This window comes from Aeromicrobium halocynthiae (assembly GCF_039531385.1).
In the GTDB taxonomy this organism is placed as follows: Bacteria; Actinomycetota; Actinomycetes; order Propionibacteriales; family Nocardioidaceae; genus Aeromicrobium; species Aeromicrobium halocynthiae.
This window is the reverse complement of record NZ_BAAAPY010000007.1, coordinates 62,859-79,730: the sequence shown is the minus strand read 5'-3', so window position 1 is coordinate 79,730 and position 16,872 is coordinate 62,859. Positions and strand designations below refer to the sequence as shown.

Genomic DNA, 16,872 nt, shown 5'->3' with positions numbered 1-16,872 from the left:
TCAGAGGCTCTCGACGTCCGCCGCGACGCGGCGGTGCGCCTCCCAGATCTCCTCGGGCAGGCCGGCGAACTCGCGCAGGTGACCCTCGCGGAAGCTCATCTCCTGACGCCAGCGCTCGCCGTCGAGGGTGAGCACGGTGTCGAGGTCGGCGAGGGCCTGCTCGTCCAGTCCGTCGAGGAGCAGCTCCTCGCGCAGCGGCAGGGTGCCGACGGGCGTCTCGACGCCCTTGACCTCGCCCTCGAGCAGCTGCATGAGCCACACGAGTGGACGCAGGTTCTCGCGGTAGCCGGGCCACAGGAAGCGGCCGTCGTCGCCACGCTGGAACCAGTTGACGTGCGCGAAGATCGGCTTCTTGTCGGCGCGGCCGATGACCTCGAGCCAGTGGGCGGCGTAGTCGGCCTCGGGGTAGGACATGAACGGACGCATCGACATGGGGTCGTAGCGCAGGACGCCCTCGAGGCCGTCGGCGGCCGCGGTGGCCTCCGCGCCCAGGGTGAGGCCGTCGTAGACGCCCTCGGCGACGTCGGTGATGGCGCGGATCAGCGGCTCGCGGTCGCGGGTGCGGCCGCCGAAGATGATGCCGTGGATCTCGACGCCGGCCGGGTCCTCGAAGTCGTCGGCGACGTTGGGGACGTGCTCGAGCGTCGTGGTGAACCGGGAGTTGGGGTGGGCCCAGGGGGCGTCCTTGTCCTCCTCGGACCGCTCGGCGATCGACTCGCCCTTCCAGTCGGTCCAGCCGTCGAGGTCGGTGGGCTTGGGGTCGGTGTGGCCCTCCCACCAGACCTGCTGGGTCTTCTCGTTGTAGGCGACGTTCGTGAAGATGGCGCCGGTGCCCTCGACGATGGCGTCGACGGCGGTGGGGTTGGTCTTCTCGTTGGTGTCCTTCGCGACGCCGAAGACCCCGTACTCGGGGTTCATGCCGTAGAGCTTGCCGTCGTCGCCGACCCACAGCCACGCGATGTCGTCGCCGTAGAACTCGACGTGGTACCGGTCGCCGAGGGCGTCGGGGGCGAGCGTCATGGCGAGGTTGGTCTTGCCGGACGCGGACGGGAACCCGCCGCAGATGTTCCACTTCTTGCCGGTCTGCTTGTCGACGATGCCGAGGAGCATGAACTGCTCGACGAGGAAGCCGTTCTTCCAGCCGTCGTAGGAGCCCTGGCGCAGGCCGTGGGCGATCTTGCCCAGGAGCGCGTTGCCGCCGTAGGAGGAACCGAAGTGGAGGATGGTGCGCTCGTCGGCGACGGTGACGAAGTAGCGCTTGTCGTCGGGGGTGCCCTGGCCGAGGTTCTCGAGGTCGCCGGTGACGTGGACGGCCTTGACGAAGGAGTCGCCGAGGTCGTTGACGAAGTCGACGCCCACGCGGGCCATGCGGATCATCTGGAGGACGACGTTGCGGTTGTCGGTGAGCTCGACGCCGGCGGCGAACTTCTCGAGGGGGGAGCCCTTCGGTGCCATGAGGTAGGGGATGACGTACATCGTCTTGCCCTCGGAGGCGCCGGTCATGAGCTCGACGAGCTTCGGCTTCATCTCCTCGGCGGGCCGCCAGTTGTTGTAGATGCCCTTGTCGGACTCGTTGCTCGTGGCGACGATGGTCCGCTCCTCGGCGCGGGCGGTGTCCTTGAAGTAGGAGCGGGAGTAGTAACGGCCCTTGCCGACCGGCAGGAGCTCACCGGCGTCGAGGGACTCCTGGACGAGACGGTCGTCGTCGGAGGCGTTGATGACCTCGACCCGCGAGGCGCCGGTGATGGCGGCCCAGTGCTCGACGTACTCGCGGACGTGGGTGTTGGTCAGCCCTGCTGCATCCAGCGCGGCGGCGACATCTGCCATGGGGATGGAATCCTCTCGTTACCTGCAGTGGTGGACCGACCGTACCGGACTTGAAGAATTTTTCATGTGCTGAGTGAAAAGAGTCACTTTGTCAGGTCGGGTGCGGTGACGGTACCGGACGGCTCGGGGTAGTCCCCGACCCACCAGTCGGCGATGGTGCGCATGAGGGCGCCGGCCTCACCATGGCGCGGGTGGGCGCGGAAGGTCTCGAGCGCGTCGCGGTCGGCGAAGCGCACGTTCTGCACGATGACGCGGCCCTTGCGGCGGTCCTCGGAGAGGGTGACGTCGGCGTGGGTGGCACCGGGCAGGGTGCACAGCCGGGTGAGGACGTCGAGGGCGTGGTCGACGGTCGCGCCCGGGACGTCGTCATGGACGCGGAACAGCACGATGTGCCGGTATCCGGGGGTCTCGCTCATGCTCTGACGCTAGTGCGTGCGCTGACGGTCGGGCGACGGTGCGGGCGGCCGGGTGTCGATACGCAGGAGCAGGTCTTCTCGTATCGAGGTCGCTCCGAGCGTCCGACGCTGTTCACCCTGCGGGCAGCGCCTCGAGCCAGGCGGGCACGGGCGAGCGCGGTGGTCTGACGAGGTGGGGCAGGGCGCGGCGGAGCCGGTCGCGGGCTCGTCGTCTGCTGAGCCAGGAGCTGGACGGGTTGCTGCGCAGGGGTGCCCGGTAGGGCCGGGTGAAGGCGTGGGTGCGGGGGTCGATGTGGAGCCGGTCGGCGTGGACGAGGCGGTGGCACCCGGGGCACAGGCCGATGTAGTTGGAGAGGTCGCTCGGCCCGCCGTGGGAGAACCAGACGACGTGGTGGAGGTGAACGACGGGGTTGGTGCATCCGGGGGCGGCGCACTGTCCGCCTTGCCGGGCGGTGACGGCGCGGCGTTGGCGTGGTGTGGCGAGGCGGTGGGTGCGGCCGACGTCGAGGACTCCGTCCTTGCCGCCGGTGAGGATGGGGGTGAGGTCGGCGCCGCAGAGCAGCTCGGAGAGGAACTGTCGGCCGACGCTCCCGAAGCCGGCGAGCTGGGCGGGGGCGGTGAGGGAGGCGTCGTCGGTGGCGACCTTGCGGAGCTCGTCGTGGTCGACGAGGACGTCGAGGTGGGGCCGGACGCCGCGGTCCTGGGGGAGGCCGTGCTCGAGCACACCGGTGAGGAGGGTCTCGAGCCCGTCGAGGCGTCGCTGGGAGGCGGTGCGGGTGTCGTCGGCGTCGCGGGGTGCGGAGAGGGAGCGCAGGACGGCGTGCAGCTGGGCGCCGAGTCCGATGGGCAGGAAGCCGGTGACGGCCCAGCCGTGGTCGCCGACGGGCGACAGCTGGAGGTCTTGCTTGTCCATGCCGCGGATCCAGGCCTCGTCGAGCGCCTCGGGGAAGATCTGGTCGCGCAGCTCGCGCACGACGGCCTTGAGCTGGGCGGGTTCGGCGGCGCGGGCGGTGTCGGCGAGGAGCCGGGTGATGACGGGTTCGCCGACAACGTCGGGTCCGACGTGGGTGAGGGCGTAGCCGAACCAGGCGACGTGCCCGGGGCGGATCGTGCCGGTGCGGGCGGCGTCGCGAACGGTCTCGGGCACCTGGCGCAGGGTGCGGCCGGCGGCGAGGAGGCGGTGGGCGTCGACGGAGTCGAGCCGCAGCTCCGTGCGCAGCCACGTCTTCATGGAGGAGGAGCCGTCGTCCTTGAACGTCTCGGCGGTGGCCATGGCGTGCGCCATCTCGGCCTTGGCGGTCTCGAGGACGTCGATGGTGCGCTGCAGCTGACGAAGAGCGTCGGCGTCGGTGGGGTGCTGGGCCAGCACGGCGCGTGCTTCGTCCAGCTGCGCGACGACCACCCCGATTTCCATGGCCCGAGATTACCGAATGTGTATGCGATTGACAAGAGTCTGTGCACAACCACACCGCAGCAGGAGACGTCCCCCTGCGATGTAGGGACGCAGCCCTCCCCGTTCGGCAGACGGCGGCGCCTGGTCCGCGGTCGCGGGCCCGGCTGGCCGTAGGGAGCTCAGCGACCGGCGGGAGTAGTGGCCAGCCCGGCGTCGACCGCCCCGTCGACTGCACCGTCCACCGCGCTGTCGACGTCGGCGTGCTCGTCGTCGGGCGACGCGTCGAGGAGCCGGTCGGGGCGGATCTCGGGAATGCGGGTGGCGGCGATGGCGGCGAGGAACATCGCGAGGGCGAGGACGAGGAACCCGATGGTGTAGCCGCGTTCGACGGGCAGGCCGGTGGGTCCGAGCTGGGCGGTGACGATGCCGGCCATGACGGCGGAGCCGATGGATCCGCCGATGGTGCGCAGGTTGGCGTTCATTCCGCTGGCGACGCCGGTCTGGTGGGCGGGGACGGAGGCGATGACGACGTTGGCGAGGCTGGCGAAGACGAGCCCGCCGCCGACGCCCTGGACGGTGATGGCGGCGTAGAGCTGCCAGGTGGCGTCGTGGAACAGGGCGATGGAGGCGAAGGCGGCGGCGTTGAGCAGGGCGCCGGTGACGATGACGAGGCGGGCGCCGAAGCGTCGCATGAGGGCGGCGGTGGCGAACCCGACGAGGAAGGAGGCGATGGCCGAGGGTGCGAGGAGGCGGCCGGACTCGCTGATGGTGGCGTCGAATCCGTAGCCGGCGCTGGCGGGGGTCTGCAGGAGCTGGGGCAGGAAGGCGAAGGCGGCGAACATGCCGAAGCCGACGCCGGCGGCGACGAGGTTGGTGGTCCAGACGCCGCGGCGTCGCATCATGCGCATGTCGATGAGGGGAACGGGGACGCGCAGCTCGACGCGGATCCAGGTGGCGAACAGGACGACGGCGGCGACGAGCAGGCCGATGACCCATGGCGACGACCATCCCCACACGGTGCCTTGGCTGATGGGCAGCAGGAGGCTGGTGAGCCAGCCGGCGAGGAGCACGGCGGGCAGGGCGGGGATGCGTCCGGGGGTGCGGACGGGTGATTCGGGGACGCCGAGCACGGCACCGGCGGCGGCGATGGCGGTGACGATCATGGGCAGCCAGAAGAGCCACTCGTAGCCGAGGAGGTCGACGATGGCGCCGCCGGCGACGATGCCGACACCGAATCCGACGGCGGCCAGCGACGCGATGATGCTGAGCGCGTTGCCTCGGCGGGGGTCCTCGAACTCGTCGCGGATGATCCCGAACGACAGGGGCAGGACGCCGCCGCCCATGCCCTGGATGACGCGGGCGACGATGAGCCAGCCGATGGTGGGCGCGAGGGCGGCCATGAGGGAGCCGGCGGCGAGGGCGATGAGGACGAGCACGAGCATGCGCTTCTTGCCGAGCGCGTCACCGAAGCGTCCGAGCAGCGGGGTGCAGATGGAGGCCGACAGCAGGTAGGCGGTGACCACCCAGGTGACGGTGTTCTGGTTGACGCCGTAGTGCTCCTGCACGAGGGGCAGGACCGGGATGATGAGCGACTGCAGGAGCGTGAACGACGTGACGGCGAGGGTCAGGACGGCGAACGTCATCCGTTGCCGGGCGCGCGACGACGTCACCGAGGCGTCCTTCCGATCGACTGCTGGGCTCGGGGCGCGAGACTCGAGTCAGGGAGCGCCCATCAAGTGGTTGCAGTCGGCAACGCTGTAGGAACACCATCTATTCCCTGACGCTGTTCGCTGCCGGCGCCCACAACAAGATGGGTGTCGTCGGCTCTCGCGGCTCGGATGTGGGATCGATGGTGCCTACTCCGCGCGACCCTGCTCAGCCGACGAGCGCGCCCGTCACCCGGGCGTCGTGCGCAGGCACCACCAGGACGTCGGGCAACGTCGCCAGGCGGCGCAGCTCGCGATGGTTCGCGACGATGCGGCGGCGGTCGCGGCCCACCACCTGCTCGAACACCCGGACCGGTCGCAGCGGCCGCAGATGCTGCCCGTCCGGGGCGGTGTCGCTGACGTGGCTGGCGTCGAAGACCGCGTCGCCGGCGTGGACGATCGTCGTCCCGTCACCGTCGACCCCCACTGCCGCGTGCCCGCGCGAGTGACCCGGCATTGGGATGAGTGCGATGCCCGGCACCACCTCGTGGGCCGTCAGCCCGAACCGCCACTCGTCGCCCCGTCCGGCGTGCGTCTGGAACCTCGGCCCGTGCTCCCACTGCACCGGCCGGTACCGCTGCTTGTCCAGGAAGTCCGGGTCGGTCACCGCCGCCGCGTGCTCGTCCGCCGTGGTGTGAACGACCGCGTCGGGGAAGTCGCTCAGACCACCCGCGTGGTCGAGGTCGAGGTGGGTCAGCACGATGTGCCGCACGTCGGCCGGGTCGAGCCCGCGGGCCTCCAGCTGGCGCACCACCGTGTACCCCTCGTCGAGGACCGGCCGCAGCAGGCGCCGCATCGGCCCAAGCCGCCGGTCCGGCTCGCGCACGTCGGCCGTGCCGAACCCCGTGTCGACCAGGACCAGCCCGTCGTCGGTGTGGCACACGAACACGTGCGCAGGCAGGGCCGGGAAGCCCGGCGGTCTCATGTGGGCGGCCCGCAGATGGTCGACGCGCATGGCCCACATCGTGGCGCATCTGCCGCGATCCTGCCGTGGGATCGGTCCGCTTCTGGCCCGTTCGTGCGTCCCGAGTGGCCCGGAATGTCCAGGCTCGAACGATGCCGCCGTCCGCCCAGCGCCTGCTCGCCGCGGGCTACGTGGTGGTGCTTCTGCTGATCGTCGGCTGGCCGACGACCGTCGACTCCGGTCTCGACGTCGCCGCCTGGTGGCCCGTCCGCACGGTTGCCGCGGCGCTCGGCATCTCGGCGCCCACGAGCTACGCGATCGTCGAGGTGGGCGCGAACGTCGCCGGGTTCGCACCGCTGGGGTGGTTCGCGGTGACGTTGTTCGGTGCGCGCCTGGGGCAGGTGGTGGTGGCGTTCGGGACGTCGGTGGTGATCGAGACGTTGCAGACGGTGCTGCGTCCGGAGCGGTTCGGGACGGTCAGCGACGTCGTCGCGAACACGGTCGGTGCGGCGATCGGTGCGGCGCTCGCGGTGTGGGTGGTGCGGCGACGTGCCCGCTTCGACGCGGGCCGGGGTCGATCGCTATCCTGAACCGGTTGCCGCTGCGGCGGTGGCAAGGAGATGTCGCATAGTGGCCTAGTGCGCCCGCCTGCTAAGCGGGTTGAGGTTCAAACCTCTCGAGGGTTCAAATCCCTCCATCTCCGCCCTCTGCAGGAGAAGCAAGAGAGAGCCGCCCGGGTAGAGAGTCAGCTGGTGAAAGCTGCCTCGACCCGGGCGGAGCTCGCTCCGCCACGTTCGGCCCGCGATCACGCAAGCGAGGAAGCCGCCCGGGTAGAGAGTCAGCTGGTGAAAGCTGCCTCGACCCGGGCGGAGCTCGCTCCGCCACATTCGGCCCGCGATCGCGCGGGCCAAGAAGCCGCCCGGGTAGAGAGTCAGCTGGCGAAGACTCGGACAACCCGGGCGGAGCTCGCTCCGCCCGGGTGCCACCAGCGAGCGCTCGATCCAGGACGCCGCCCCGGTAGGGCCAGAGCTCGACGCCCATCGGATGTCCCTTTTTACTGGCCACACCGCGAAAATGGACTGTCGGCGGTCGAGCGTATGTTTGATTCATGGACATCGAGACCGCTACCTCCGAGGAGGCCATGACCTCCGCGACTCGTGCCGTGGCGCGGGCCGAGGCGGCCCAGTACTCCGCGATGCTCGCGTTCCGCGACGCCGAGGAGGCCCGCATCAGTCGGCTCGACGGCTCGATGCGACAGCTCGTGGAGCGCTCGGCGATCCCGATGACGATCGGGCAGGCGATGGGCCTCTCGGAGAACCAGGTCTGGTCCCGCCTTGCGACCGCCGACCGGATGGTCGCCCACGCGCCCACCTGCTGGGCCGCGTTCACCGAGGGGCTCATCGATGCCGCCCGCGTTCGCGAGATCTCCACGGGATTGGACCGGCTGGAGCGGGAGTCGTCGTGGGCTCTGCTCGACGAGAAAGCCCTCGCCTACGCGACCACCCACACCACCGCCGAGCTGCGGGCCTGGATCAAGCGGTTCGTCACCCGCGTCGAGCCCGAAGAGGCCCTCGACCGGGCCGAGAAGGCCCGCGAGCAGCGGCACGTCTCGCTGCACCACCTCGAGGACGGCATGTCCTGGCTCTCGACCTACCTCCCCTCCCACCAAGCCTCTGCCGTCATGAAGCGCCTCGACCGGGCAGCGCGCGTTCCTTTGGGCGAAGACGACGACCGGACTCTCCCGCAGCGCACCGCCGACCTGTACGTCTCCTGGCTCACCCACGGCGAGACCACCGACCACCCCACCATCACCGGCGACGTGGCGGTCACGATCGAGGCCGACGTCCTCACCGGACTCGTCGACGGCCACGCTGAATCCTCCGACGGCGAGTGGTCGGTGCCGGCGTCGTGGATCTTGGCCGACCTCGACCCAGACGACACCTTCTGGCACCGCCTCATCACCGATCCCATGACGAGCGACGTCCTGGCTCACGACTACGTCGGCAGATTCGCCCCCGAGACACTGGCGAAGGCGATCAGATTCAGGGACGGGGTCTGCCGAGCCCCAGGGTGTCGGGTGCCAGCGGAGAGATGCGATCTCGACCACCGAGAACCGTGGCCCACCGGGGCGACCAACGGATCGAACATGTGGGCACTATGCCGACGCCATCACTCCATGAAGGGACATGACGTCCTTCGATGGATCCTGCCCACCGGCCGCACCGTTCCATCCAGCCCTGCCGAGCACGTCCCCCGGGTCGCCGCAGATCAGGGGCCGGCCTTCTCGTAGGTGTCCGGGAGGACCACCTGAGCCCGTGCGAGGGTTCTCACCCCACGGCCCAGGGGAATCTCAGCCGCCGGCTGACACAATGGCCGGATGCGTGTCGCCCTCGTCCAGCTCGCCGCTTCGGTCGACTCCGCGGCCAACCGGGAGCTCGTCACCGAGCGGCTGGAGGCGTTGGAGCCCGGCGCGCACGACCTCGTCGTGCTGCCGGAGGCGTCGATGCACGACTTCGGGTCGCCCGAGCACGACCTCGCCTCGCACGCCGAGCCGCTCGACGGCCCGTTCGTCCAGCTGCTCGCGGAGCAGGCACGACGGCTGCGCGCCACGATCGTCGCCGGGATGTTCGAGACCACCGACGACCTGCCCCTGAACACGCTCGTCGTGCTGGGCCCGGGCGGCGACCTGCGTGCCACCTACCGCAAGATCCACCTGTACGACTCCTTCGGCTACCGCGAGTCCGACCGGCTGCGTGCCGGCAGCATCGAGCCCGTCACCGTCGACGTCCCCCACGGCGGCGGCGCGACGACGACCGTCGGCCTCATGACCTGCTACGACCTGCGCTTCCCCGAGCTGGCCCGCGCCCTCGTGGACCGTGGGGCCGAGCTGCTGCTCGCGCCCGCCGCCTGGGTCGCCGGCGACGGCAAGCTCCACCACTGGCGCACGCTGCTCGCCGCGCGCGCCATCGAGAACGTCGTCCCCGTCGCCGCCGCGGCCCAGGGTGGCGACCGCTACACCGGTCATTCCTTGGTCGTCGACGCCCTCGGCTCTATCGTGGCCGAGGGGGGAGCCGGAGAGGATGACCTGGTGACGACCCGACTGGATGCCGACGACCTGACGCGCGCCCGCGACGTCAACCCGTCGCTGCAGAACCGCCGGATGGGCGACGCCGCGGGAGGACGCGACGCATGAGCTCCACCGCTCCCGGACGGCGACGCCTCGACACGAGCGTCCCCGCCGACTACGAGCAGGCCGTCCGCCGGCCCCGGCTCGAGTCGCCGCGCGCCGCGCGCGCCGCGATGCTCGCGGTCATCACGATCGGCATCGTCGCGACCATCGGCGCCGCGACCGCCGTCGTCGCCGTCGACGCCCCCGACTGGCTGCTGCGGCCGTCGGCCGCCGCCCTCCTCGTCACCTACAGCATCGGCCTGACCCACCGCGCCGGCGGCCACATGCGCATCTGGACGGTCGCAGCCACCCTCCTCGCCGCCGGAGCCGTCGCCACCGAGGCGGCCCTGCTCGTCTCGGCGGCCGCCGTCACCACCGCCGTGCTCGCCGCCGTGTGGGCCGTCGTCATCACCACCCCGGCCGAGTCCGTCGCCGCGATCTTCAAGGAGTACGCGATCGCGATCACGATCGCGATCAGCGGGACCGTCGCCGTCGCCGCGTGGAACGCGCCGGTCAGCTACCAGCGGTTCAACCTCGTCGTCCTCACCGCCGCACTCGCGCTCGCCATCTCCATCGTGTGGAACCTCGGCGCCGGCCTGCACGGGCTCGGCCGCCAGAACGTGCTCATCCTCATCGGTGTCGCCGTGCTCGTCGTGCTGCTGCTCGCCTACTCCAGCTTCGTGCGCACCCACGGCTCACAGATCATCGTCGACGGCGTCACCAACCTCGTCATCTGGCTGCGGCAGACCTTCGGCGGGGTGCCGCGACCGGTCGAGGTGTTCATCGGGTTCCCCGCCCTCGTCATCGGGGTCTCCCTGCGCTCGCAGCGACGCGAGGGCTGGTGGGTGCTGGTGTTCGCCGTGCTCGGCACCGGCGTCATGACGACGTCGCTCGTCTCCCCGGGCGCCTTCCCCTCCTACATCGCCCTGTCGACGCTGTACTCCGTCGTGCTCGGCCTGGGCCTCGGCCTCGTCCTGCGCCGCCAGGTGATCCGCCAGCGCGCACGCCGCTCCCGGGCGCTCGTCCCGGAGCACCGCGAGGAGCCCGGGCGCCTCGCCCCGCTGAAGTAGCAGCGCCGACGAAGGTGAGAGGATGGCACCTGGCGCCGGCCCCCGGTCGACGCCGAGGAGGGGTGCCGGAGTGGCCGATCGGAACCGCCTTGAAAGCGGTCGCTGGCAGTGATGTCAGCCGCGGGTTCGAATCCCGCCCCCTCTGCGTGAGCACCTACCGCGTCGACCGCGCGCACGTCGCCGTCCTGTCCGGCGTCGTCCTGATCGTCTCCAGCGTGACCGCCCTCCTCGCGTTCGTGCTGGCCTCGCGCGTGCTCGGCACCATGACCGTCGTGCTGCTCGTCTTCGCCGCCCTGATGGCGGTGCGCCCACCCGTCGTCGCGCGCCTCGACGATCACGGGCTGCGCAGCCGCCGCCTCAAGGTCCTGTGGGCCGACGTCACCGGCGTCCGCACCGCCGACGGCCAGCTGGTCCTGCAGACCGACGACGGCGAGCGCCGCCTGTCGCTGACCGCCGTGGGCCGACGTCGTCGCGAGCTGCTCGCCGAGGTCCGCGAGCGGATGAACGACTCCCGCGGGTACACGCCGTGGGACCCGTCCGCGCCGACGTCCGACTGACCCGCCGCCCACCCGTGCGCACGCGCCTGCCCGCCCTGGCCGTCCTCCTGGCCGCCCTGTGCTTCGCTACGACCGGCACCGCGCAGGAGATCGCCGACGTCGACGCGTCGCCCGCGGAAGTCGGACTCGCCCGCATCCTGCTCGGCGGGGCGCTGCTCGCCGCGTGGGCAGGAGTCGCGGCACACCGCCGCACGTCGACGAGGGGTGCAGCCGACGCGACCGCGCCCGCGGCGGCCGTGCCGACGCCCGTGTGGGTGGCGGTGGGCGCCGCCGGCGTCCTCGGCTACCAGGTCTCCTTCTTCGCCGGCACCGCATCGGCGGGCGTCGCGGTCGGCACCGTCGTCGCCCTCGGCTCGGCGCCCGTGGCCACCGGCGTGCTCGACGCGGTGGTGCGCCGGCGCCGGCCCGACGCCCGCTGGTTCGTGGCCACCGCGCTCGCCGTCGTCGGCGTCGCGCTCGTCGCCGGCGTGGCCGGGGGCCTCACCCTCGCGTGGGGACTGGCGTGGTCGGTCGGGGCGGGACTGTCCTACGCGCTGTACACCGTCGCCGGCAAGGAGCTGCTCGACCGGTCGTGGTCGTCGGCGGCCACGATGGGCGCGATGTTCGGCGTCGCGGCGGCCGTCGCCGTCCCCGCCCTGCTCGTCGCGGGTGCCGGCTGGATCCTCGACGCCCGCGCGCTCGCCCTCGTCGTCTGGCTCGGGGTCGTCACCACCACCGTCGCCTACCTGCTGTTCGGCTGGGGTCTCGCCCGGCTGCCAGCCGCCGTCGTCGCCACCCTCACGCTCGCCGAGCCGCTCGGCGCCACCGCGCTCGGCGTGGGACTGCTCGGCGAACGCCTCGACGCGGCCGCCGTCGTCGGGCTCGTCGTCCTCGGCGCCGGCCTCGCGCTGCTGACCCTCGGCGGCCCCCGCGCCGGCCCGAAGGGCCTGGCTGCACGGACCACCGGCGCCGACTAGCCTCGAGGCCATGCGAGCCGTGATCGTCCCGACGCCCGGAGACGCCGACGCCCTCGAGGTCGTCGACCGCCCGAGTCCCGAGCCCGGCCCCGGGGAGGTCCTCGTCGACGTCGTCGCCGCCGGGGTCAACCGGGCCGACCTGCTGCAGCGCCAGGGCCACTACGACCCGCCGCCCGGCGCCACCGACGTCCTCGGGCTGGAGTGCTCCGGACGGGTGGCGGCGCTCGGCGAGGACGTCACGTCCGTGGCCGTCGGCGACGAGGTCGTCTGCCTGCTCAGTGGCGGCGGCTACGCCGAGCAGGTCGTCGTGCCCGCCGGGCAGGTGGCACCGGCGCCCGAGGGCGTCGACCTCGTCGACGCCGCCGGGCTCATCGAGACCGTCGCGACCGTGTGGTCGAACGTCGTCATGACCGCGGGCCTGACCGAGGGCGAGACGCTGCTCGTCCACGGCGGTGCCAGCGGCATCGGCACCACCGCCATCCAGGTCGCGAAGGCGCTCGGCGCGCGCGTCGCCGTGACGGTCGGCAGCGAGGACAAGGCGGCCTTCTGCCGCGACCTCGGCGCCGACGTCGCGATCCGCTACCGCGACGAGGACTTCGTGGACGTGCTGAAGGAGCACGCGATGCGTCCCGACGTCGTCCTCGACATCGTCGGCGCGAAGTACCTCCAGCGCAACGTCGCCGCCCTCGCCACCGGCGGCCGCCTCGTCGTCATCGGCCTGCAGGGCGGGATCAAGGGCGAGCTGAACCTCGGCGCGCTGCTCGCCAAGCGGGCGAGCGTCACCGCGACGTCGCTGCGAGCCCGACCCGTCGAGGAGAAGGCCGAGATCGTCGCCGCCGCCACCCGGCACGTGTGGCCGATGGTCGCCGACGGTCGCGTCCGGCCCGTCGTGCACGCCCGGCTCGGCCTCGACGACGTCCGCGACGCGCACCGCATCCTCGAGGAGTCCAGCCACACCGGCAAGGTCCTGCTGACCGTCTGAGGTCTGCCCTGCACCCCACGGCCCGGCTCGTAGGGTGGCGTCATGAGCACCTCCGAGTCCCGGCCCGACCCGGCCGCCACCGGCCCCGGCGTCATCGGCCCCGACGGCCACCCCGTCCCCATGCCGTCCACGGGCGGTCCGGGCGGCCCCGGCGGCCGCAGCCCGCTGTCCGACCTCGTCGAGCAGCCCGCCAAGGTCATGCGCATCGGCGGCATGATCCGCCAGCTCCTCGAGGAGGTGAAGTCGGCGCCGCTCGACGACGCCAGCCGCGCCCGCCTGCGCGAGATCCACGAGCAGTCGATCACCGAGCTCGAGGACGGTCTCGCGCCCGAGCTCGTCGAGGAGCTGCGCCGCCTCTCCCTGCCGTTCGACGCCGCCTCGCCCACCGACGCCGAGCTGCGCATCGCCCAGGCCCAGCTCGTCGGCTGGCTCGAGGGTCTGTTCCACGGCATCCAGGCCGCGCTCTACGCCCAGCAGGTGCAGGCCCAGGCGCAGTTCCAGAACATGCGGCTCGCCCTCCCCAGCGGCGCCCACGCAGAAGGTGACGATTCGACTACTTCGAGCGAACCACCGTCGAGCGGGGGCATGTACCTCTAGTCTGATCGCACGCGTGACCGGACCGGGAAGGGAGCCCATGACGATCGCGATGGAGGCGGCCGTGCCGCCGTGTGCCCACCAGCCTGAGCTGTTCGAGGAGGTCGCCGCCGTCGCGGCCGACTCCAGCACCGCCCTCGCCCCTGCCCGCGAGCTCATCGCCGTGGCGCGCCGCAGCTGCGCCGGCTGCCCGATGCTCGTCGACTGCCTGTACCGCGCGGTCGTCGAGGTCGACGTCTCCGGCTTCGTGGCCTGCACCACCGAGGCGGACCGCGCGGCCATCCGCGAGAGCCTCGGCATCGAGGTCACCCAGTCGACGCTCGCGCCGTTCGGCAGCGCGCGGCTCGGCGGAGGGCCCGTGAGCCACGAGGCCGTCGTCGCGGCCCGCCAGGCACACCCGAACGACACCTGCCAGCAGCTCGCCGAGCGGCTCGGCTGCTCCACCTCCACCGTCAAGCGCCACCTGCGCCGCGCCCGCGAGGCCGCCGACGAGGCACAGCTCGCCGAGCCCGTGCAGCGGCGCATCCCGTCGGTCGAGGAGGTCCTCGACGCGTTCGACGCGCTCGAGGCCGGTCAGGTCGCCTGAGCCCTCAGAGCCAGCGGCGCAGCTCGGTGACGAGACCGTCGTCGTCGACGGTGCCCGTGACGTCGTCGGCGACGGCCTTCAGCTCCTGCGAGCCCTGACCCATCGCGACGCCGCGCCCGGCCCACTGCAGCATGTCGTAGTCGTTCATGCCGTCGCCGACCGCGAGGACGTCGGCCCGCTCGATGCCGAGCCGCCCGCACACGACCTCCAGGCCCGACGCCTTGGACACGCCCTGCGGCGCGATGTCGAGCCACGCGGTGTAGCCGATGTTGTAGTTGACCTCCGCCAGGCCGAGACCGTGCACGAGGTCGCCGAACTCCTCGGGGTCGTGATCGACCGCGCGGATGATGACGCGGGTGACCGGCTCGGCCACCAGCGCGTCGACGTCCTCGATCGTCACGGTGCCATCGATCTCCCAGTCCGGGAACGGGGCGTTCACCCGGTAGCCGACCCCGATCTCCTCCACCGCCACGAGCGCCTCCGGCACGTGCTCCAGCACGCGCCGCACCGCCTCCGACGCGTCGAAGGTGACCGTGTGGACGACGTCGACCGGCGAGTACGTGTGCACCACCGCGCCGTTGCTCGCCACCGCGATGCCCGACTCGATGCCGAGCTTCGCCGCCGCGTCCATGACGCCGGGGATCGCCCGCCCCGTGGAGATCACGATCTCCACGCCGGAGTCGGCCAGCTCACGCACCGTCTCACGCACCGCGTCGGTCATCCGGTTGTCCCAGTCGACCAGCGTGCCGTCGACGTCGAGCGCCGCCAGCCGCGGCCGCCAGCTGGAAGAGGTCACGCGACCGGCTCCAGGACCTCGCCGAGGAACGGGTGCAGCACCGCGGGCAGCCGCACCGATCCGTCGGCCTGCTGCCCGTTCTCCAGCAGCGCGATGATCGTGCGCGTCATGGCGCACAGCGTGCCGTTGAGGGTGGCGGCCGCAACGGTGCCGTCCCCGGTACGCAGCCGGGAGTCGAGTCGCCGCGCCTGGAACTGCGTGCAGTTCGAGGCCGACGAGACCTCCCGGTAGCGCTCCTGCGACGGGATCCACGCCTCGCAGTCGAACTTGCGCACCGCCGACAGACCGAGGTCGCCGGCCGCGACGTCGATGACGCGGTACGGGACCTCGAGGTCGTCGAGCCACTGCTTCTCCCAGCCCAGCAGGCGCTCGTGCTCGGCCTCGGACTCCTCGAGCGTCGTGTAGACGAACATCTCGACCTTGTCGAACCAGTGGACGCGGAAGATGCCGCGGGTGTCCTTGCCGTGCGAGCCGGCCTCGCGCCGGAAGCACGGGCTGAACGCCGCGTAGCGCTTGGGGACGTCACCCTCGAGGATCTCGTCGGAGTGGAACGCCGCCAGCGCGACCTCCGACGTGCCGACGAGGTAGAGGTCGTCGCGCTCGAGGTGGTAGACGTCGTCGGCCGCCTGGCCGAGGAAGCCGGTGCCCTCCATGGCCTGCGGACGCACCAGGGCCGGGGTGATCATCGGCGTGAAGCCCCACTCGGCGGCGCGGCTCATCGCCAGCTGCGTCAGCGCGAGCTCCAGCTGCGCACCCACGCCGGTCAGGAAGTAGAAGCGCGAGCCGCTGACCTTCACGCCCCGCTCGATGTCGAACGCGCCGAGACGTCGGCCGATGTCGAGGTGGTCCTGCGGCGCGAAGCCCTCCGCGGCGAAGTCCCGCGGCGTGCCGACGGTCTCGAGCACGACGAAGTCGTCCTCCCCACCGGGCGGGGCCTGCGGCGACGCCGGGTTGGGCAGGGCCTTCAGCAGCTCGGTGAAGCGCTCGCCCGCCTCGCCCTGCTCGGCCTCGGCGGCCTTGACCTGCGCGCTGAGCTCCTTGGTCCGCGCGAGCAGCTCCTGCTTCTCCTCGCCCTGGGCCCTCGGAATCTGCTTGCCGAGCTCCTTCTGCTGCGAGCGAGCCTGCTCGAACGCGGCGATCGCGGACCGACGACGCTGGTCGGCCTCGATCAACGCGTCGACGACGTCCGTGGACTCGCCCCGTCGCCGCTGGGCCTCTCGCAGGAACTCCGGATCATCTCTCAACAGGCGGGCGTCGATCACCCACCCACCCTAGCCGTCAGGATCGAGGCCACAGCGCACACCATCGCGGCCCGCGACGCCGACGCGTCGCGCCCGAGGTCGTCGCGCAGCATCGACCACGAGCTCCAGCTCGTCGCCGCGACGAGCGCGTCGAACGCGGCCTCGCGGTCCGGGCACGCGTCGAGCTCCGGCCCGAAGGTCCGCTCCACCTCGTGGAGGACGCGACCGACGTGTCCGCGTCGGCTCTCGCGCAGCGCCTCGGAGTCGACCTCCATGAGCGCCGCCGCCCGCGCCGCCGGGGAGATGTTCTCCAACCGGCGGGCCCGCTCCTCGCAGAACCGCTCGATCCGCTCCACCAGCGGGAGCGTCGGGTCGATGTGGGCCCGCAGCTCGTCGTCGGCCGCCAACCAGAACTCGGTCGTCGCGCGCAGCAGCCCCTCCATGTCGCCGAAGGCCGCCCACAGCGTCCGCACCGACACACCCGCCCGCTCCGCCACCCGCGCCGCCGTCGGCCGCATCTCGCCGGCGCGCAGGAGCTCGGTGTGGGCGTCGACGATAGCCCGCTGGGTCCGCAGCCGACGCTCGGCACGACCGTCGCTCCGGGCACGCCGCAGGTCCGGCGGATCCGGTGTCGGTCCACGCATCGAACGACCTCCTCGCCGCAGCATCATGGCA

At 71.9% G+C, this 16,872-nt stretch carries 17 protein-coding genes and 2 tRNA genes; 11 read left to right on the top strand and 8 right to left on the bottom strand.

Annotation, left to right across the window (positions count from 1 at the left end):
• From ABD213_RS10730 to ABD213_RS10710, 5 genes are all read right to left on the bottom strand, one after another.
• Entirely contained in the window at nt 1-1,827 is a 1,827-nt protein-coding gene (locus tag ABD213_RS10730; protein ID WP_344328023.1) for a phosphoenolpyruvate carboxykinase (GTP), read from the bottom strand.
• Between the two features lie 83 nt (nt 1,828-1,910).
• Complete coding sequence (locus ABD213_RS10725) at nt 1,911-2,243, bottom strand: Dabb family protein (protein ID WP_344328019.1); 333 nt, start codon at nt 2,241-2,243, stop codon at nt 1,911-1,913.
• A gap of 112 nt (nt 2,244-2,355) precedes the next feature.
• Nucleotides 2,356-3,657 (bottom strand): HNH endonuclease, encoded by a 1,302-nt coding sequence (locus ABD213_RS10720; RefSeq protein ID WP_344328016.1) that lies wholly within the window; start codon nt 3,655-3,657, stop codon nt 2,356-2,358.
• Nucleotides 3,658-3,815: 158 nt separating this feature from the next.
• On the bottom strand, nt 3,816-5,306 hold the full coding sequence (locus ABD213_RS10715) for an MFS transporter (RefSeq protein WP_344328010.1): 1,491 nt from the start codon (nt 5,304-5,306) through the stop codon (nt 3,816-3,818).
• 205 nt (nt 5,307-5,511) lie between these two features.
• On the bottom strand, nt 5,512-6,297 hold the full coding sequence (locus ABD213_RS10710) for an MBL fold metallo-hydrolase (RefSeq protein ID WP_344328006.1): 786 nt from the start codon (nt 6,295-6,297) through the stop codon (nt 5,512-5,514).
• Between the two features lie 101 nt (nt 6,298-6,398).
• On the opposite strand from ABD213_RS10710, the gene ABD213_RS10705 reads away from it, so the two are divergent.
• The 11 genes from ABD213_RS10705 (at nt 6,399) to ABD213_RS10655 (ending at nt 14,160) form a co-directional block, all read left to right on the top strand.
• Nucleotides 6,399-6,836, top strand: coding sequence for a VanZ family protein (locus ABD213_RS10705; protein WP_344328003.1), 438 nt, complete (start codon nt 6,399-6,401; stop codon nt 6,834-6,836).
• 26 nt (nt 6,837-6,862) lie between these two features.
• Nucleotides 6,863-6,949 (top strand) — tRNA-Ser (locus ABD213_RS10700).
• 405 nt (nt 6,950-7,354) lie between these two features.
• The gene (locus ABD213_RS10695; protein WP_344328001.1) at nt 7,355-8,536 is read left to right on the top strand and encodes an HNH endonuclease signature motif containing protein; all 1,182 of its coding nucleotides are present in this window, start codon (nt 7,355-7,357) and stop codon (nt 8,534-8,536) included.
• 87 nt (nt 8,537-8,623) lie between these two features.
• The gene (locus tag ABD213_RS10690) at nt 8,624-9,439 is read left to right on the top strand and encodes a carbon-nitrogen hydrolase family protein (RefSeq protein WP_344327998.1); all 816 of its coding nucleotides are present in this window, start codon (nt 8,624-8,626) and stop codon (nt 9,437-9,439) included.
• Nucleotides 9,436-10,485, top strand: coding sequence for a hypothetical protein (locus ABD213_RS10685; RefSeq protein WP_344327992.1), 1,050 nt, complete (start codon nt 9,436-9,438; stop codon nt 10,483-10,485). The genes ABD213_RS10690 and ABD213_RS10685 overlap by 4 nt, the downstream gene beginning before the upstream one ends.
• Nucleotides 10,486-10,541: 56 nt before the next feature.
• A tRNA-Ser gene (locus ABD213_RS10680) sits at nt 10,542-10,630 on the top strand.
• A gap of 1 nt (nt 10,631) precedes the next feature.
• Entirely contained in the window at nt 10,632-11,042 is a 411-nt protein-coding gene (locus ABD213_RS10675) for a hypothetical protein (protein ID WP_344327988.1), read from the top strand.
• Nucleotides 11,012-11,998 (top strand): DMT family transporter, encoded by a 987-nt coding sequence (locus tag ABD213_RS10670; RefSeq protein ID WP_344327983.1) that lies wholly within the window; start codon nt 11,012-11,014, stop codon nt 11,996-11,998. The genes ABD213_RS10675 and ABD213_RS10670 overlap by 31 nt, the downstream gene beginning before the upstream one ends.
• A 10-nt stretch (nt 11,999-12,008) precedes the next feature.
• Nucleotides 12,009-12,980: an NAD(P)H-quinone oxidoreductase gene (locus ABD213_RS10665; RefSeq protein WP_344327979.1), complete on the top strand. Its 972-nt coding sequence runs from the start codon at nt 12,009-12,011 to the stop codon at nt 12,978-12,980.
• 42 nt (nt 12,981-13,022) lie between these two features.
• Entirely contained in the window at nt 13,023-13,577 is a 555-nt protein-coding gene (locus ABD213_RS10660) for a bacterial proteasome activator family protein (protein ID WP_425546054.1), read from the top strand.
• Nucleotides 13,578-13,614: 37 nt separating this feature from the next.
• The gene (locus ABD213_RS10655) at nt 13,615-14,160 is read left to right on the top strand and encodes an HTH domain-containing protein (RefSeq protein WP_344327974.1); all 546 of its coding nucleotides are present in this window, start codon (nt 13,615-13,617) and stop codon (nt 14,158-14,160) included.
• Nucleotides 14,161-14,164: 4 nt separating this feature from the next.
• Here the strand turns inward: ABD213_RS10655 and ABD213_RS10650 are convergent, their stop codons facing one another.
• From ABD213_RS10650 to ABD213_RS10640, 3 genes are read right to left on the bottom strand one after another with little or no spacing between them, the layout of a single operon-like run.
• Nucleotides 14,165-14,956 carry an HAD family hydrolase gene (locus tag ABD213_RS10650; protein WP_344327970.1) on the bottom strand — a complete coding sequence of 264 codons (792 nt, stop codon included), beginning with the start codon at nt 14,954-14,956 and terminating at the stop codon, nt 14,165-14,167.
• Complete coding sequence (gene serS, locus ABD213_RS10645; protein ID WP_344327965.1) at nt 14,953-16,218, bottom strand: serine--tRNA ligase; 1,266 nt, start codon at nt 16,216-16,218, stop codon at nt 14,953-14,955. Before serS ends, ABD213_RS10650 begins: the two co-directional genes overlap by 4 nt.
• Nucleotides 16,215-16,841 (bottom strand): TetR/AcrR family transcriptional regulator, encoded by a 627-nt coding sequence (locus tag ABD213_RS10640; RefSeq protein ID WP_344327963.1) that lies wholly within the window; start codon nt 16,839-16,841, stop codon nt 16,215-16,217. The genes serS and ABD213_RS10640 overlap by 4 nt, the downstream gene beginning before the upstream one ends.
• Nucleotides 16,842-16,872: the final 31 nt, after the last annotated feature.

Bases quoted from the DNA above. Each gene is read 5' to 3' on its own strand.
- ABD213_RS10730 (WP_344328023.1), bottom strand. From the start codon at position 1,827: ATGGCAGATGTCGCCGCCGCGCTGGATGCAGCAGGGCTGACCAACACC.
- ABD213_RS10725 (WP_344328019.1), bottom strand. From the start codon at position 2,243: ATGAGCGAGACCCCCGGATACCGGCACATCGTGCTGTTCCGCGTCCAT.
- ABD213_RS10720 (WP_344328016.1), bottom strand. From the start codon at position 3,657: ATGGAAATCGGGGTGGTCGTCGCGCAGCTGGACGAAGCACGCGCCGTG.
- ABD213_RS10710 (WP_344328006.1), bottom strand. From the start codon at position 6,297: ATGCGCGTCGACCATCTGCGGGCCGCCCACATGAGACCGCCGGGCTTC.
- ABD213_RS10705 (WP_344328003.1), top strand. From the start codon at position 6,399: ATGCCGCCGTCCGCCCAGCGCCTGCTCGCCGCGGGCTACGTGGTGGTG.
- ABD213_RS10695 (WP_344328001.1), top strand. From the start codon at position 7,355: ATGGACATCGAGACCGCTACCTCCGAGGAGGCCATGACCTCCGCGACT.
- ABD213_RS10690 (WP_344327998.1), top strand. From the start codon at position 8,624: ATGCGTGTCGCCCTCGTCCAGCTCGCCGCTTCGGTCGACTCCGCGGCC.
- ABD213_RS10685 (WP_344327992.1), top strand. From the start codon at position 9,436: ATGAGCTCCACCGCTCCCGGACGGCGACGCCTCGACACGAGCGTCCCC.
- ABD213_RS10665 (WP_344327979.1), top strand. From the start codon at position 12,009: ATGCGAGCCGTGATCGTCCCGACGCCCGGAGACGCCGACGCCCTCGAG.
- ABD213_RS10660 (WP_425546054.1), top strand. From the start codon at position 13,023: ATGAGCACCTCCGAGTCCCGGCCCGACCCGGCCGCCACCGGCCCCGGC.
- ABD213_RS10655 (WP_344327974.1), top strand. From the start codon at position 13,615: ATGACGATCGCGATGGAGGCGGCCGTGCCGCCGTGTGCCCACCAGCCT.
- ABD213_RS10640 (WP_344327963.1), bottom strand. From the start codon at position 16,841: ATGCGTGGACCGACACCGGATCCGCCGGACCTGCGGCGTGCCCGGAGC.